Annotated in this window: 11 protein-coding genes and 1 pseudogene; 4 read left to right on the forward strand and 8 right to left on the reverse strand. The window is 68.6% G+C overall.

All coding sequences use genetic code 11. The features are described 5' to 3' along the window. Positions 1-41 precede the first annotated feature (41 nt). Positions 42-1,217, reverse strand: a complete 1,176-nt coding sequence (rnd, locus tag OXI49_09980) for a ribonuclease D (protein MDE2690829.1) — start codon at positions 1,215-1,217, stop codon at positions 42-44. A 132-nt stretch (positions 1,218-1,349) separates the two neighbouring features. On the opposite strand from rnd, the gene OXI49_09985 reads away from it, so the two are divergent. Both OXI49_09985 and OXI49_09990 read left to right on the forward strand, forming a co-directional pair. Then, positions 1,350-2,285, forward strand: coding sequence for an NTP transferase domain-containing protein (locus OXI49_09985; GenBank protein ID MDE2690830.1), 936 nt, complete (start codon positions 1,350-1,352; stop codon positions 2,283-2,285). A 2-nt stretch (positions 2,286-2,287) separates the two neighbouring features. Beyond that, a complete protein-coding gene (locus tag OXI49_09990; GenBank protein ID MDE2690831.1) occupies positions 2,288-3,622 on the forward strand; it encodes a sulfatase in 1,335 nt (444 codons plus the stop codon). Positions 3,623-3,627: 5 nt separating this feature from the next. Here the strand turns inward: OXI49_09990 and OXI49_09995 are convergent, their stop codons facing one another. From OXI49_09995 to OXI49_10010, 4 genes and pseudogenes are all read right to left on the reverse strand, one after another. Next, positions 3,628-4,887: an aminotransferase class I/II-fold pyridoxal phosphate-dependent enzyme gene (locus OXI49_09995; GenBank protein ID MDE2690832.1), complete on the reverse strand. Its 1,260-nt coding sequence runs from the start codon at positions 4,885-4,887 to the stop codon at positions 3,628-3,630. 5 nt (positions 4,888-4,892) lie between these two features. Then, positions 4,893-6,065: a PQQ-dependent sugar dehydrogenase gene (locus tag OXI49_10000; protein MDE2690833.1), complete on the reverse strand. Its 1,173-nt coding sequence runs from the start codon at positions 6,063-6,065 to the stop codon at positions 4,893-4,895. A 523-nt stretch (positions 6,066-6,588) separates the two neighbouring features. Next, a pseudogene (locus OXI49_10005) lies at positions 6,589-7,704 on the reverse strand (PQQ-dependent sugar dehydrogenase). A 10-nt stretch (positions 7,705-7,714) separates the two neighbouring features. Then, positions 7,715-8,602: a DMT family transporter gene (locus OXI49_10010; protein MDE2690834.1), complete on the reverse strand. Its 888-nt coding sequence runs from the start codon at positions 8,600-8,602 to the stop codon at positions 7,715-7,717. A gap of 123 nt (positions 8,603-8,725) precedes the next feature. Between OXI49_10010 and fabI the strand changes: the two genes are divergently transcribed. Together fabI and OXI49_10020 are read left to right on the forward strand one after the other, a co-directional pair. Continuing rightward, positions 8,726-9,517, forward strand: a complete 792-nt coding sequence (gene fabI, locus OXI49_10015; GenBank protein ID MDE2690835.1) for an enoyl-ACP reductase FabI — start codon at positions 8,726-8,728, stop codon at positions 9,515-9,517. A 202-nt stretch (positions 9,518-9,719) separates the two neighbouring features. After that, positions 9,720-10,391, forward strand: coding sequence for a hypothetical protein (locus OXI49_10020; protein MDE2690836.1), 672 nt, complete (start codon positions 9,720-9,722; stop codon positions 10,389-10,391). Between the two features lie 11 nt (positions 10,392-10,402). On the opposite strand, the gene OXI49_10025 is transcribed toward OXI49_10020, so the two are convergent. From OXI49_10025 to aceA, 3 genes are read right to left on the reverse strand one after another with little or no spacing between them, the layout of a single operon-like run. Beyond that, complete coding sequence (locus tag OXI49_10025; protein MDE2690837.1) at positions 10,403-11,620, reverse strand: M20 family metallopeptidase; 1,218 nt, start codon at positions 11,618-11,620, stop codon at positions 10,403-10,405. Next, a complete protein-coding gene (locus OXI49_10030; GenBank protein MDE2690838.1) occupies positions 11,617-14,217 on the reverse strand; it encodes a zinc-dependent metalloprotease in 2,601 nt (866 codons plus the stop codon). The genes OXI49_10025 and OXI49_10030 overlap by 4 nt, the downstream gene beginning before the upstream one ends. Further along, positions 14,214-16,463: an isocitrate lyase ICL2 gene (gene aceA / locus OXI49_10035; protein MDE2690839.1), complete on the reverse strand. Its 2,250-nt coding sequence runs from the start codon at positions 16,461-16,463 to the stop codon at positions 14,214-14,216. The genes OXI49_10030 and aceA overlap by 4 nt, the downstream gene beginning before the upstream one ends. Positions 16,464-16,482: the final 19 nt, after the last annotated feature.

The raw sequence follows: 16,482 nt of genomic DNA on the forward strand, positions 1-16,482 counted from the left end.
TACCCCTAGTCTCCGCGACTCTCATCCGAGGCCGCTGCCCTTCAGCGGCGCAACGACCTGTTCCGCTGTTTCCTGGCTACGCCGGCCTCGAGGAGAGCGGAACATTCCACTTCAGGTTGGAGTACCGAGCGGCGCCAGCCTTCGATCTCCGGCGGCCAAACCCACATGCCTCGCTCGAGACTCCGCGCCGCCCAGGCCTCGAGCGTCCTCCTGGGCACGAGGAACTCGACCGGAACGTCGAGATCGGCGGCGACTCGCGCAACCAGTTTTCGCAGTCCCTCCGACACGCGGCTCGAGGACCGCCTGCCGGAGCGTTCCAGACGTTCAGGGAGCCGATCCGCGGACAGCGCGCGGGCACCCCGCACGAGATCGAGCAGTTTCGGCCCGTACCGCGCTGCCTGGCGCCGTCCAAGGCTCTTCACCGGGGCGAGGTCCTCCGGCGTGCGCGGCAGGCGTCGCGCCAGGTCGACCAGCGTCTCGTCCTTCAGCACGAAACCCCGGGGCACGTCCCGCCGGCGAGCGCGCCGCTCCCGCCACGCGGACAGGGCCTCCAGGGCCGCCAATTGACGCCTCGACATGCCCGGTCGCCGCAACCGGTTGTAGGACCACGCCGGATCCAGACGCGCCTCGGCGGTCTGCAACAGGCGGTCGAAGTCCTCCCCGGCCCAGCCTTCCCGGCCGAGTTCACGCAGCCTCGCCAGTAACCGCTCGTGGGCCGGCAGGAGGTAGGCCACGTCGAGACCGGCGTACCGCACCTGCTCGTCGCTGAGCGGACGCCGCAGCCAGTTCGACCGCTGCACGCCCTTCTCCAGCTCGACATCGAAGAGTCGCGAAACCAGACGAACGTAGCCCAGCGAACCTCCCAGTCCGCACAGCGTAGCCGCGACCTGACAGTCGAACAGGGGTTCTGGAGGGTGGCCGACGGCCTGGTGGAGAATCTCCAGATCCTCGCTCGGCGAATGGAACACCTTCATCACCTCTGGCGCCTGGACGACGGCAACCAGGGGCGCCCGATCCCTGATCGAGACCATGTCGACCAGGTAGCAGCCCTCCGAATCCGCCACCTGAATCAGGCCGAGCCGGGCAAAGAACGTCCGCTCCCGCACGAACTCCGTGTCCAGGCCAATGGCCGGCTCGCGCAGCCAGCGTTGGGCGAGATCGGCCAACCGAGCGTCACGGTCCACGACCTCGGGGGTCGGCGGCGGAGGAAGTGTCATCGAACAGAAAGGCGGACGACCGGAACGAGGCGGTTTAGCCGGATGGTAACGCCAGACCCGGCGAGTCTTGGGCGTCGGATGATCCCCGGCGTACAATCGGCTCGTCCCGACGAGAGAACCGGACGACGACCGATGGCCAACCAATCCGTACCACTCGTCATCCTGGGAGGCAGCGACCGCAGGCCCGCCTACATGCCCCCGGGAGGACGTTCCAAGCACCCGCTCGCCGGCATCAAGGGCGTGGACGTGAAGATCGGCGGCAGGCCGCTGATCGAACTGGTCATCGAGCGGATCCGCCAGGCCGAAGCCTTCGACCCGATCTACGTCGCCGGACCCGGTCACGCCTACCGGTCTTTGCCTGACGGGATCTCCGTCGACACCGACGGCGGTTTCGGCCGCAACATCCAGGTCGGAGTCGAGACGGCCCGCCGGCGGCACGGCGACGGACCGCTGGCGATCGTCACGTGTGACATCGTTCCCGACCCCGCCGAGATGAAGACGGTGGTCCGCGACTTCTGGAAGTACAGCCCCCTGGATTTCTTCTTTCCGATGATCAAGGCGCCGCGAGACCCCGAACGGCTCGGCGAGTCCGGGTGGAAGCCGCAGTACCACGTCAAGCCCGAAGGGGCGTCCGAGCCCGTCCCGGTACTGCCCGGTCACCTGGCCATGTTCGACTCGGCAGCGCTTCGCTGGAAGTTCATCTACCGTTTGATGGACCTCGGCTACCGGACGCGCAACCGCCCAATCCTGTACCGCAACGCCTACATGGCGCGGCGCCTTCTGTGGATCATGCTGGTTCAGGACTTCATCCACCTTCTGAACCTCCGCCTTCCGACCTTTACCTGGGACACGTTGCTGTCGGGCACTCGCGCAGCGCGGCGTCTCAAGGAGAAGGTCATCCAGCAGTCCGAGCTGGAACTGGCTCTGCGCCGGATGTTCATCAAGCGACGTCACCGGCGCAGGCATCCCGACCGCAAGGTCCGGATGCCGGTCGTCGACGCCATGTCCCTGGCCCGCGACATCGACACACAGGAAGAGGCGATCGCCTTCGGGGCCGTCTCGGCGTGAGCGTGGCCGGACGACGCCTCCTCCTCGGCACGGCGCTGGCGGCCGCGATCTGCGCACCGCTGCCTGCGGCCGAGCCGCACCTCGTCCTGCTCTCCGTGGACACCCTGCGGGCCGATGCGCTCGGGGCCTACGGCGGCGAGTCAGCCACGACGCCGACGATCGACGCTCTCGCCGCCGAGGGCGTGCTGTTCGAGGACGCGCACACCACGATCGGCAAGACCGGTCCCGCCTTCGCCTCGATGTTCACCTCGCTCTACCCGCCGACTCACGGGGCGCGTCGAAACGCCCAACGGATGCGAAGCGACATCCCGGTTCTCGCCGAGATTCTGGGCCAGACGGGGTACGAGGCAGCCGCCTTCATCTCGAACTGGACGCTGCGAGCTGATCTGGTCGGCCTGAACCGCGGTTTCGACCACTACGACGAGGAGTTCACCCAGGCCCGCAACGCCGTCGGGGTGATGGAGCGCCACGCCGACGACGTCGCCAGGGCGGCCGAGCGATGGCTGCGCCAGCGCGCCGGCGACGAGGAGAGGAACCGGCGGCCCCTGTTCCTCTGGGTCCACTTCTCGGACCCGCACGATCCGTACCTGGAACGAACCGGTTTCACGCCCCCCAGGCCACCGCAGGACCAGCGCGCCGGCGGCTGGCAGAGGCGCTGGCGCTACCAGTCGGAGGTCAACTACGTCGACCACTGGCTCGGCCGGCTGTCCGAGGCGATCGAGGAGTTCCTGCCGGGTCCCCGCTACACCGTGTTCGTGAGCGATCACGGGGAAAGCATGGGCGAGCACGGCTACTGGGGGCACGGCAAGAACGTCCACTGGCCCAACGCGCGCATACCGATGATCCTCACCGGCCCGGGGATTCCAGAAGGCCGGCGGGTCGAGGCCGCGGTCGGCGTGATCGACGTGCTGCCCACCGTCCTCGACCTGCTCGAACTCGAGCACCCCGCGGGCGTCGAGGGCCGAAGCCTCGTGCCCATCGGCGACGAACCCGAAGGCGGGGCGCGGCCCCGCTACGTCATCGGCGACAAACACAGCGCCCTGTTCGCCAGGTCGCGACGCAGCGCGCCCTACGAGAACCCCCTGCAGATCAGCATGGAGCTGGAGGGCGCCAAGGTCCTCCACGACTTCTCGAAGCGCACGACCGTCTACTTCGACCTCACCGTCGACCCGGAAGAGGAACGGCCGCTGCCCGCGCCGCCGGTCGACATGGTGCCGCCGCTCGGACGCCGCCTGGTGAACTGGTACCGGGATCTTCCGAAGTACGAGGCGAAGAGCGGCAACGTCCTCAGCGAGGAGGACATCCGCCAGTTGAAGAGCCTCGGCTACATCGACTAGCTCGGCTACTGGCCGGCGCTGACGAGCACGACGCAGTCGGCGAGCAACCGGGTCGCCGTCTCGATCTCGTCGAGACCCGGCAGCGTCGGCGCGATGCGGATGTTCCGGTCCCGCGGGTCGACGCCGTACGGGAAAGTAGCGCCCGCGGGCGTCAGCTTGACCCCCGCCCGGCCCGCCATTTCGACCACGGCCCGCGCGCAGCCGGGCTCCGTGTCCAGGCTCACGAAGTAGCCGCCCCGGGGGCGGCTCCAGGTCGCGACGCCGAGGCCCTCCAGCGACTCGTCGAGAACGCGCAGTACGGTTTCGAACTTCGGCCGGATCAGCTCCGCGTGTCCTCGCATGTGCTCCCGGACGCTCGCGACGCTGCCGTCGAAGAAGCGGGCATGGGCAAGCTGGTTCAGCTTGTTCGGTCCGATCGTCTGGATCGAGCGGAAACCCCGGATCCAGTCGCCGTTCGCAGGACTGGCTGCAAGCGCCGCCAGACCGGCGCCGCCGAACGTGACCTTCGAGAACGAGGTGACGATCAACGGCCGGTCCTCGTGGCCGTGAGCGACGCAACGGTCGTACAGGCTCGCCAGACGATCCGGCTCGCCCTCGAAGGCATGCAACGCGTAGGCGTCGTCCCAGATGACCCGGAAGTCGGCCGCCGCGGCCGGCATCGCGGCGATCGCCTCGACCGCGTCGTCCGAATAGGTCACGCCGGTCGGATTGCTGTAGCGGGGCACGCAGAACATCCCCTTGACGTTCCGATCCTCGCCGGCAAGACGCGCGATCTCGTCGACGTCCGGGCCGTCGTCACCCATCCCGATCGGCAGCATCTCGATGCCGTAGCGCTCCAGCAGAGCGAAGTGACGGTCGTAGCCGGGACACGGACAGAGGAACTTCACCGGCGTCGAGCGTCTCGGCCCGCCCCAGGGATCGCCGCCCGGCACGCCGACCAGCATCGCCTGCACGACCAGGTCGTGCATCCACTGCAGGCTCGCGTTGCCGCCGACGAAGACCAGCTCCGGATCGATCTCGAGGATCTCGGCGAACATCGCCCGCATCTCCGGCAGGCCGCGCGGATCGCCGCCGTAGTTGCGGCAATCCGTGCCGTCGTCGGCCAGGCTGTCCTCCCGGCCGACCGCAGCCAGGAGACCATGGGAACGGGCGAGCTGCTCCGGTGACGGCTTGCCCCGCGTCATGTCGAGGTTGAGGCCGGCGGCGCGGGCCGCGTCGTAGCGGGCTCTCGCCGCATCGACGACTGCCGGATCGATCGCCGGCACCGCCCCTACTCCCCGGCGGCCGCCGCCGCGGCCCCGTCATAGACGATGCGGTAGATCACGCCCCGCATGTCGTCCGACACCAGGAGCGACCCGTCGACCCGCTCCATCACGTCGACCGGCCGGCCCCACGAATCTTCGCCCTGGAGCCAGCCCGTGGCGAACTCCTCGTAGTCGGTGGCCCTGCCGTCCCCGTCGACATGAACCACCATGATCCGGTAGCCGATCTTGTTGCTGCGGTTCCAGGAACCGTGCTCCGCAATGAAGATCTGCCCGCGGTAGCGCTCAGGGAACGCGGCGCCCTGGTAGAAGCGCATGCCCACTGCCGCCACGTGCGGGTCGAGGTCGACGACCGGCGGCACGAGTTCGTCGCAGGGACGCTGATCGCCGAACTCCGGGTCCGCGATGTCCTGGCCATGGCAATACGGATAGCCGAAGTGCTGGCCATCCTCCGTCAGCACGTTCAACTCGTCGGGCGGAACGTCGTCACCCATCATGTCCCGTCCGTTGTCGGTGAACCACAGTTCGCTCGTGCCCGGGCGCCAGTCGAAGCCGACCGTGTTCCGCACTCCGCGGGCGACGACTTCGTAGTCGCCGGTGTCGTCGAGCCGGAGGATCGTCGCGAAGGGATCCCCCTCGTCGCAGATGTTGCACGGGGCGCCCACCGGCACGTAGAGCCTGCCGTCCGGGCCGAAGCGGATGAACTTCCAGCCGTGATGGGTCTTGTCCGGCAGGTCCGCGGTGACCACGACCGGTTCGGGAGGGGAGTCGAGGCGGCTCTCGATCCCTTCGAAACGAAGCACGCGGCTGATCTCGGCAACGTACAGGTCGCCGTCGTGAAAGGCGACGCCGTTCGGCCAGTTCAGATCGGAGCCGATGCGATAGCGGTCGTCGGCCTTTCCGTCGCCGTCCGCGTCCAGGACTGCGTGAACGACTCCGCCGCCCCTGCGTCCGGTGCCGACGAAGACGGTTCCGGACGGACTCTGGGCCAGCGAGCGGGCGACGTCGATCTCCGCGGCGAAGACGTCGATCGAGAAGCCGGCCGGCAGCTCGATCGTGTCCAGACGGAGTTCATCGTCGGAAGCGAGAGCGCCGCTGCCGACTCCGCAAAGAAAGACGAGGAAGCCGGCCACATAGGGCAGGAGGGAACGGAAGTTCTGGCTGAAGACGGACCGCGACATGGCGGATTCTCCTTTGGGTGGGTGTCCTGGCAGCCAGAGCTTACGGGACGAACGCCGGCGGCGTGCAGGCCCTGGAGAACGCCCTGTTGTCGGTGATCGCGGGAGCTGGTTCACCCGCCTCGTTGCGGTACTCGCTCTGCTCACCCGTCAGGGTGTCTCTCACCCGGATCGAGTAGCCGAGGTCCGTCGTCGAGGCGCCGTAGACCCAGATGTGGCCGTTCGTTCTGCAGCCGTCCAGGACCTTGATCAGGATCTCCCAGTTGGACGGATCCAGGAACCAGAACATGCCGGCGTCGGACGTACCGTGTTCGGCCACGAACGCGGGACTCGGCTCGCCGCCTGGCCTCCACCACACGGCCTTCACTTCGTAGCGACCGTCGCGCACACACAGTGTTTCGCTCCCGGGTTCGCACGGCCCGTCGTCCCCGGGCGGCTCCGGTTCCGAATCCGGCGGAGGATCGGGCTCCGGATCGGGCTCCGGATCGGGTTCCGGCGGTGGAGGCTCAGGCTCAGCCGCCGACGCATGAGTGACGCGGTAGATGACACCCAACCGATCGTCAGACACGAGCAGTGAGCCGTCGTCGCGCACCATCACGTCCACCGGCCGCCCCCACGCGGTTCCGCCCTGGAGCCACCCGGTCGCGAACTCTTCATAGGCCGTCGGCCTCCCGCTCGCCCCGAGACGCACCAGCATGACCCGGTAGCCGATCGGCACCGTGCGGTTCCACGACCCGTGCTCGGCGATGAAGATCTGGCCGCGGTAGCGCTCCGGGAAGGCAGTGCCTGTGTAGAAGCGCATACCCAGGGCTGCCACGTGCGGGCCAAGCGCCTGGACTGGCGGCCTGAACTCCGAGCAGGAGCGTCGGTCGCCGAACTCGGGGTCGGCGATGCTGCGACCGTGGCAGTACGGATAACCGAAATGCTGGCCGGTCGACGTCAGAACATTCAACTCGTCAGGAGGACTGTTGTCTCCGAGCCAGTCCCGACCGTTATCGGTGAACCACAATCGACGCGTCGTCGGATGCCAGTCGAAACCGACGGTGTTTCGCACCCCGCGCGCAACAACTGAGTAACTGCCATCGACAGCCATCCTCAGGATCGAGTTGTACGGATCAGGCTCGTCGCAGATGTTGCAAGGGGCGCCGACCGGGACGTAGAGCTGGCCATCCGGCCCGAAGCGGATGAACTTCCAGCCGTGATGTTCATCCGTTGGGAGACGATCAGTAACCACGAAAGGCGGCGAAGGCGAGTCCAGGCGATCTTCGATGTCGTCGTACCGGAGTATCCGGCTGATCTCGGCCACGTAGAGGCTTCCATTGCGGAAAGCAACGCCATTCGGTGAGTTCAGCCCTGCGGCCAATCGGTACGTACGGTCTGCCTCACCGTCATCGTCCGAGTCGACGACCGCGTAGACCACGCCCTCGGGTCGGGTGCCGACGAAGACGGTGCCGGCCGGGCTCTGCGCAAGCGACCGGGCTCCCCGAACGTCGTCGGCGAAAACACTGATCGCAAACCCCTCCGGCAGCTTGATCTCGGACAAGCGCGACACCTGGGCGCGGGCGTCGCCGGATCCGACCGCCACGAGGCCCAGGAGGACTGCCAGGCGAAGCCGGGAACCGACCGGGAAGCCGCTGGCCATCGAGGTCAACCTACCAGAGCATCACGGCGACACCGGCAACGATCACGGCCACCGTCAGCACCTTGCGCAGCGTGAGCGGCTCCGCGAAGAAGACGCGACCGAGAACCAGCGCCAGCGAGGAGCCTATGCCCCGCTTCACCGTCTCGACAAAGCCGACCCAGGCGTGCTGAAGCGCCAGCAACTGGAGCCCCTGCGCCGCGGCGCCGAGGGCGACGGCGGTCAGCAGCAGGGCCCAGGTCCCCGCTCTCGCGCGCACGTCCGCGCGGGAGCGCACTCCCGGCGCCTCGCGCAGGCCGCGAAGAACGAGCGTCAGCACGGACAGGCCAACGCCCAGGTGCAGAACCAGGCCATGGAAGGCCGCGTTCGAGGCTTCGGTCGCGAGCTTGTCGAGCGGCAGCGCCGACGCCCAGAGGAAGGCGACCAGGATCATCCACCGCGCTCCCGCGCTCAGTCTCCACGGCTGGCGACGCTCTCCGCTCCGCTCGCCCAACTGGAGCGCGAGAGCGCCGAACACGACCATCGCGATGCCGAGCCACTCGCGGGCGCCCGGCAGTTCGCCCAGCAGTGGGATCGCGAGCAGCGACGTGAACACCGGCGTCAGCGAGAGCAGGGGGATCACCGCGCTCAGCCCGGAGAGACGCACGGAGCGCAGGAAGCCGTAGTTCGCGCCCAGATTGCACGCGACGGAGGCAACACCCGGCCATACGTACGCGGCACTCACGGCAACGGGCGGCTGCCGTGCCACCCACACGCCGTAGAGAGGCACAGCGCCGAGCGCCAGGACCATGACGAGGAAGGCGTCGCTCAGGCGACCGGTGAGCTTCTTGCGCAGCAGGTCGAACAGCGAGAAGCAGAGCGTTGCGCCGACCACCAGCACGATGCCGAGCAGGGAAACCATGCGCGAGGGTCAGTCTAGGACCAAGCGCAGCGGAGCGCTACAATCCCCGCGCCCGTGACTCGGCACGAATCATCGCCCGGCGATCTCCCGTCCGAGGCCACCGCCGGTGGCTCGTCGAAGGGGCTGCTGGCCGGCCGGCGGGGCCTCGTCGTCGGCGTCGCGAACAAACGCTCCCTGGCCTGGGGGATCGCCCGGCGAGCCCACGAGGAGGGCGCCGATCTCGCGTTCACGTTCCAGGGCGACGCCCTCGAACGGCGGGTACGGCCTCTCGCCGAGAGCGTGGGCTCCACCATCATCGAACCGCTCGACGTCACCGACGACGACCAGATCGATGCCGTGTTCGAGACGCTGAAAGACCGCTGGGGGCGGCTCGACTTCCTCGTTCACTCCGTCGCCTTCGCCAACCGCGAGGACCTCCTGGGGCGCACGATCGACACGTCGCGCAGTGGCTTCGTCACCGCGCTCGACATCAGTTGCTACTCCCTGATCGCTCTCGCCCGGGCGGCCGAACCCTTGATGAGCGAGGGCGGCAGCATCATCGCGATGACGTACTACGGCGCCACCAAGGCCACCCCGAACTACAACGTGATGGGCATCGCCAAGGCGGCGCTCGAGGCCTCGATCCGCTATCTGGCCGTCGACCTGGGGCCGAAGAACATCCGCGTTCACGGAATCTCCGCCGGCCCGGTCAGGACCCTCGCCGCTTCCGGCGTCTCGGGGATGCGCGGCATGCTGAAGGTGATGCCGGAACGGGCCCCGCTCGGCCGCAACATCACCGTCGACGATGTCGGCGCCACCGCCGCCTACCTCCTGTCCGATCTGAGCGCCGGAACCACCGGCGGCATCCACTTCGTGGACGCCGGGTTCAACATCACCGCGATGCGCCACCCGGACCGGGATACGGCGAGCGGCTAGGAAGCCTCGGCTCACCCGAAACCCTGTCCGCCCGGTTCCGTAAACCGGGGACAGGGGCAGGGCGGCCCGCTCCTCCTCGTGTGACGTCGACTGACTACCTCCCCAGTGGACCGATACCGGCCGCTCCGCCCCTGTTTCCACAGCGCCGCGCCGGCCCGGAACTTGCAGTCTCTGTTCCTCGCCCCATGGAGGATCGACGACCATGACGCGAGTCCGACGCCTTGAATCCCCCAGACGTCACCTGATCTGGACGCTGGCCGCCACAGCACTGCTGACCGTAGCCGCCGGCGCGACACCGTCACCGGCCGTCGCCCAGAAGGTACGCTTCGAGATCACTCCGTACTACGGACACAGCTTCCTCGACAGCTTCGAGATCGACGACTACGAGTTCGGAAGGCTCGATCTCGAGATCGACGACGGCACGGTGGACGGCGTAGTCATCGGAATTCCGCTCCGGCGGAATCTCCACGTCGAGCTGTTCGTCAACGAGCAGGAGACCGGCTTCGGGCTGGACGAGGGCCCCTTCCTCGGCGCCGCGTATCTCGGCGGGATGGACGTCGACTACTACCAGGCCGGCGTGTCGTGGACCGGGTCACTGGGTCAGGTGCGTCCCTTCGCGTCCCTGACCGCCGGTGTCACCCGCCTCGCGCCGAGCAGCGACTTCCTGCCGGAGTCCGAGAGCCACTTCTCCATAGGCCTCGGCGGCGGCGTGAAGGTCTTCTTCACGGACCACGTCGGCCTGCGGCTGGACGCGCGCCTGCTGGTGACCGACACCAGCGACGAGGACGGGTGCTGCTACGACTGCTGCTACGGAGCCGAACGCGACGACCTGGTCCAGGGCCTGGTCAGCGCCGGCCTGGTCTTCGCGTTCTAGGACGGCGCTGGTCAGGAAGTGCCCGCAAGCTCCGCCGAAGCGCGGCGCGCCGCCGCCGCCAACAGCGCCCCGCCGACGAAGATCGCCTCTTCGGCCGGCGCGAAGTACGGCGTGTGGGCGCCGACTACCGGGTCGCCGGGCAGCCGGGCGCCGACCCGGATGAAGCAGCCCGGAATTCGCTCCAGGTAGAAGGCGAAGTCCTCGCCGCCCATGTTGGCGGCCGGCAACGGCCTGATCGCATCCGCGCCGATCACTGGAACCGCGGCGTCCCTGGCCCAGCCCGCGGCACGCTCGTCGTTCAGCACGGCCGGCGTTCCCTGGAGCATCCGTACCTCGGCCTCGAGCCGGCAGGCCGCGCCGACGGACTCTGAAACGTGCCGCACCTCGTCCGCCAGCAGTTTCCGGATGGCCGGGTCGAGCGACCGCATGGTGCCCTTGAGCACGGCACGGCCGGGGATCACGTTGTGCGCCGTGCCCGCCTCGACAGCGCCGACGGTGACCACCGCGGGCTGGTCGGGCGGCACGCGCCGGGAGACGACCGTCTGCAGGACGGAAACGACCTGGGCCAGGCCTGTGATTGGATCGAGGCCCTGGTGGGGCCTTGCACCGTGCGCCCCCTTGCCCCGAAGCTCGACCTCGAAGCGGTCGGCGGCGGCGCCCACGGCGCCGGGCTGGATCATCGCCTGTCCGACCTCGAAGGTCAGGTCGACATGGGCGCCGAAGATCGCCCCGACCTCGTCCAGGACGCCGGTAGCCAGGACCGCCGCCGCGCCCTCGCCGCTCTCTTCCGCCGGCTGCAGCACGAGCAGAACGTCGCCTGCCGCGGGCTCGGCCTGGAGCAGGCGCGCCGCGGCGACCGCCCAGGAGGCATGGACGTCGTGGCCGCAGGCGTGCATCACGCCCTCGTTGCGGGACGCGAACGGCAAACCGGTGTCTTCCTGGATCGGCAGCGCGTCGATGTCGCCGCGGACCGCAACCAGCGGCGCCTTCCGGTCGCGACCGGGTATCCGTCCGACCACACCGGTGCCGGCAACGCGGGCTACGCCCTCGACGCCGAGTTCGTCCAGCGTCCGCTGAAGACGGGCACACGTACGCTCCTCCTGGAGCGAGAGTTCGGGATCGGCGTGGAGCGCTCGCCGGAGACCTACAAGCTCGGCAACCGCACCGGCGCCGTAGAGCCCGGAAACAGCCTCGGGCAGCCGGAGCGACGCGGACGGATGACCGCTCATTCCGGTAGCGCGAAGGGCGGGAGGTGCGCGCCGCCCATGCCCACGCCGCAGCCGATGTGCGAGCCGATCGGCGAGCCGTCCGGGGCCCGCAGCGGCGCGGGCAGTTCGACCGAGCCCGGGTCTTCCAGGAAACGGTGGATCAACCGTACGGCGTACGTCCGGTGGTCCCACTCCGGCGAACCCTGTGCCCCGGGGTTCGCAAGCAGCCACTGGTACAGATCCGTGAGCGACGAAGTCGCCACGGCTCGCACCTGGAACGAACCCGACCGCGCCGGCGCCACCGGCCAGTCGAAGTTCGGCGGCATGCTCACGGGGACGCCCGCCGCCAGCGCCATCAGCCGCCGCAGGGCGGCGAAGTCGACCGCCCTGCCGACTTCTCCGGCAAGGCCCGGAGACGGGTCGGCCCGCCAGGTCGCGGCCAGCACCCGATCGATCACGTCGCCAAGAGCCGGCTGTTCCACCGCCCGCGCGTGGTGGTCGACGAGGCGGGCCGCCCGCTCGCCATCGAAGACCATGGCGAAGGTCAGGTCAGCCGCCATCTCGGCCGCGCCCACCGGATCGAACGTCAGACCGGCACGGGACGGCAGATGCTCCCGGCCCCGGCTCCGGCCCGGGGGCGGCGGCGGAATGAGGTCGAGTATCCGCTGGGGCAGCGTCAGTTCAGCCGGGTCGACCGTCTGGAGCAGAGCGTCTAGCGCATCGAGCTGCATCGCCGGCGGCAGCAGGGCCACCGGCGTCTGGCCGTCTCCCCGCACGGCGTAGCTGTAGTCGACGCCGCCGACGATCTTCGCCGCCGCCTCGATCTGGTACCGGTGCAGCAGGTAGAGAGGCGTCAACACGTCCTCCAGTTGGGACAGCGGCGCGCCGACGCGGATGCTCCGCTCGGAGAACCGCTCGAGTGCGGTCCGTCGCACCGACAGCAGGCGCCGCAGTTCCTCGGCCGCGGAACGGCCGTTGTCCCAGAGGTGAGCCAGGGGATGGGCGCCGCCAACCGGCCGCGCGTCCTCGTCGCTGATGTAGTGGAGGCCGGCGTCGATCGTCCCCTGCAGGATAGCGTCGAGCTCCGCCGCCTCGTCGGCGCCCTCAGGGAACTCGGCGTAGCCGTAGAGAACCGCCCGCTTGTCCCATTCGCCGACGCCGACGTCGTAGGCGGCACTCAGATCGATCGTGCCGTCCTCGCCCAAGGTGGCCAGCGGATGCGGATAGTCCATGACGGACTCGCGGCCATCCGGTCCATCGACGCTGGAGGCGAAGTTGTGCGCCAGGCCGATCGTGTGGCCGACTTCGTGGGCTGAAAGCTGGCGTAGCCGGGCAAGCGCCATTTCGGTGAGCACCTCGGTGGACGAGTTCACGTCCTCGTAGGGCGACAACAGACCCTGGGCAATCAGGAAGTCCTGCCGCACCCGCAGGGAACCGAGCGTCACGACGCCCTTCAGGATCTCGCCGGTTCGCGGGTCGGTAACGCCACCTCCGTAGGACCATCCGCGGGTCGAGCGGTGAACCCACTGAATCACGTTGTAGCGGACGTCGAGCATGTCGGCGCCCTCTGGCAGGAGTTCGACCCGGAACGCGTCGATGTAGCCCGCGACCTCGAAGGCCTCGTTCCACCAGCGGGCTCCGTCGAGCAACGCCGAGCGGATCGGCTCCGGCGCACCCCGGTCCAGGTAGTAGACGATCGGTTCGACCGGTTCGCTGCGCTCGGCCCCCGGGTTGCGCTTCTCGAGCCGGTGACGGTCGATGAAGCTGGCCTCGAGCGGCTGATCGATCGGAGTCGCGTAGTCGAAGTAACTCGTCGTGTTGAAGCCGGACCTCGGATCCGCGCGGCGCGGCTTGTAACCGGGCTCGGGAAGCGCAACGAAGGAGTGGCGGAGGCGCACCGTCACCGCTTCGGGCGAGGGCACGACCTCTCGCACCCACGCTCCCGGACCGCGGTCGGGGGACCGCAGGGTGAAGGTCAGCGTGCCTTCGAGTTCCGAGTTGCGGGGAAACGCGGCGACGCCGGGGCGGTGAATCGCCGAGCGCGAGGCGTCCAGCTGGTAGCTCCCCTGCCCGCGCTGTTGGAGCCGTGCCACAACGCCGTGCGCGTCCCGGAGCACGAAGTCCGTCGCGTCCACCAGGATCGCGCCGTCTTCGTCCTCGGCCGCGACTTCAAACCCCCACAACACCGAGCGGGCAAAGGCGTCCGCGACCGCACGCTGCTCGTCCGGGTTGGCGCTCAGAGCCCGGTAGCGTGTGTTCTGCTGGACGAGAAGCACCTTCGGGCCCACCCGTTCGAACCGTGCCAGATGAGTGCGACCGAGCTGCCCGCGGTCGAGGCCGATGTCGTTCGACCCGAGGCCGGCAGAGAGCGACTCGATGTAGAGGAGATCGGCGTCGAGGGAATCAACGTAGAGGAACAGCCGGCCGCCGCGGCTGTCCCAGTACAGGTCCAGGAAGCCCGGCAGCTGCTCGAAACCGCTCGTGACATCCGAAATCGACCGCGCCGGCTCCGCCGGCTCCTCGGTCGCGCTCTGCGCCTGAAGCCCCTGAACCGAGAGGACCGCGGCCAGGACTCCGACCGCGCCCGGCACCCGGCTCGAAGGCCAGGCCCGGATCACGAAGCGGCCCGCACCGGCACCGGCTCGGTCTTCTCGATCAGCGCCGTCAGCAACTCGCGGTCCTGCGCCGCCAGTTCGCGAACCCGTTCCCGGTTCACCTCCGCGACGATGATCTCGCCGACCTCGGTGTTCGCGTCCTCGAAGATCCCCAGCTCGATCATGCGCCGGGTCTGGTGCTGGTTGTCATCCGTGGGGCTGACATAGTGCACCCACACCGCGCCGTAGCGGTGGATCAGGAACACATGCATCAGGGCCATCAGGCGACGTCGCCTCAGGTCGGTGTCGAAGGTGTTCTGGTCCCGCACCGAGAGAATCATCCGTTCGCGCCGGTCACGGATAGGCGCGAACACGACGTTCGCCGCCTTCGATTCCTCGCGTCCGTTCTGCGCCAGAACGTTGAGCTCCAGGAGTTCGGAGCCGGCGACATGAGGCCGGAGTTCCACGCGCATGCGCTCGTCGACATCGTACTTGCCTCGCCAGAGGTCGAGCCACTCTTCGAGCAACCGCGGCGGCACTTCGGTCTGCGCCAGGTGCTGGACATGGGTCGACCCCTTGCCCATTGCCTTGGTCGTCGCGGTATGTCCGGTTGCAGCCGAGAGCCCGCCGTCGAGCCGGGCGCCGCCGACGTGGGCCTGCGGGGTGCGATACGGCGATCCCACGAGGCGCAGCTTCCGCTGCAGCCGGGCCAGGGCCAGCATGCCGTCCTCGCATAGAGCGGTGGCGAAGTCCTCAGCCGCCAGACCGTCGACCTGGTGGCCGCCGTAGGTGATGAAGTTGAAGACGTAGCCGAGCTTGCCCAGCTCCTCGGGAAACTGCCTCATCTGCTCGTCGGACATGCCCGTCGTATCCCAGTTGAAGGAGGGCGACAGGTTGTAGGCGAGCAACTGATCCGGATACACGGCATGGATCGCCTCGGCGAACCGCCGGGCATCGGCCAGGTTGGCCGTCGCCGTCTCCATCCAGATCAAGTCGGCGTAGGGCACCGCGTGCAGGGAACGGGAGATCGCGTACTCGATGCCGCCCTGAATCTGGTAGTAGCCCTCGGGCGTCCGCGCAATCTCCGCGTTCCAGACCAGGTTGATGCCCATCTTGCGCGCCCGGGCCGCCGCCTCTTCGACTGACACGGAGTGGGCGAACTCCAGCCACTCCTCCACCGAGAGCTCGAAGACGGCGCCTTCCTCCTCGCGAAACGCGATCACCTCAGCCACCGCCTGCGGATAGGTCTTGAGCCCCGCCTCCGACTGCCAGGCGTCGAGGAAGGAGGCCATCGTCTCGTCGAGCACGGCCTCGATGGCCATGCCGCCGTTCGCGGCCATCTTCCCGTAGGCCGACTCGAGCTGCTCGTAGACGCCGGCGCCTTCCAGCCAGACATCGGCGCGGTGATAGGCGGCTTCCGATATGTCGTACAGCTCGTGGCCGCGGACGTCTTCCGCTCCGAGAGCGTTCAGCCGCCGCAGAATCGCCAGGGTCGCCGTCTTGCAGCTCGGTAGATCGAGGTTCGTGGCCCCCAGGATGAAGGCCTGGTCGCGCTCGTCGCCGTTGCCGTCCAGGAAGGTCGCGGCCTCCGAGTCGGTGCGGGCGACGATGAGTCCAGGCACCGCCATCACGTCCAACTGGAAGCGGGCCGAGTTCAGGCGCTTGTTCTGTTCGTCCTGCGGCACGAGGACCTTGCCCGCCTGATGGCCGCACTTCTTGACCCCGGGTTTCTGGTCCTCGATGTGGTAGCCGGGCACGCCGACCTCGACGAAACGGCGAATCAGGTTGCGCACATGCTGTTCGCCGCCGTGGCCCGTGTCCGCGTCGGCGATGATGAACGGCCGGTAATCGAAGGCAGGGTTCGCTCGCTGCTCCGCTTCACTCATCCGCGAGCGGGTGAAGGCCTGGTTCTTGTCGGCCGTCAGCAGGGCGCGCACGACCGGCGCCGCCTCGTCCGGCACCTGACTCAGGGGATAGCTGGCAAGATCCGGTCCCGGATCCTCGGTGATCGAGCCCTTGGCAGAGGTCGCCCAGCCACCGATGTAGATGCCCTCGATCCCCCGGCGCTTCATCGCCACCGCCTGGCCAGGGGAGTAGGGGCCGAAACTGGTGATCGACTTCCTCTCGTCGAACAGTTCCCGCAGGCGTGCGTGGAAGGCCGCCGCGGCCTCCCGCGCCACCGTGTAGTCCTGCGGAATCGTGCCCCGCTGTGCTGCCACTTCGCGCGCGGTGTGGAGCCGCCTGATGCCGTCGAAGCGATCATCGCCCATGAACGCCGCCGCGGCTTCG

The sequence above is a fragment of the Acidobacteriota bacterium genome, from assembly GCA_028875725.1.
Taxonomy (GTDB): domain Bacteria; phylum Acidobacteriota; class Thermoanaerobaculia; order Multivoradales; family Multivoraceae; genus Multivorans.

What these genes read in the sequence shown, in the direction of transcription:
- OXI49_10000 (MDE2690833.1), bottom strand. Translation starts at nt 6,065, where the DNA reads ATGTCGCGGTCCGTCTTCAGCCAGAACTTCCGTTCCCTCCTGCCCTAT.
- OXI49_10020 (MDE2690836.1), top strand. Translation starts at nt 9,720, where the DNA reads ATGACGCGAGTCCGACGCCTTGAATCCCCCAGACGTCACCTGATCTGG.
- OXI49_09985 (MDE2690830.1), top strand. Translation starts at nt 1,350, where the DNA reads ATGGCCAACCAATCCGTACCACTCGTCATCCTGGGAGGCAGCGACCGC.
- OXI49_10025 (MDE2690837.1), bottom strand. Translation starts at nt 11,620, where the DNA reads ATGAGCGGTCATCCGTCCGCGTCGCTCCGGCTGCCCGAGGCTGTTTCC.
- rnd (MDE2690829.1), bottom strand. Translation starts at nt 1,217, where the DNA reads ATGACACTTCCTCCGCCGCCGACCCCCGAGGTCGTGGACCGTGACGCT.
- OXI49_10010 (MDE2690834.1), bottom strand. Translation starts at nt 8,602, where the DNA reads ATGGTTTCCCTGCTCGGCATCGTGCTGGTGGTCGGCGCAACGCTCTGC.
- aceA (MDE2690839.1), bottom strand. Translation starts at nt 16,463, where the DNA reads ATGGGCGATGATCGCTTCGACGGCATCAGGCGGCTCCACACCGCGCGC.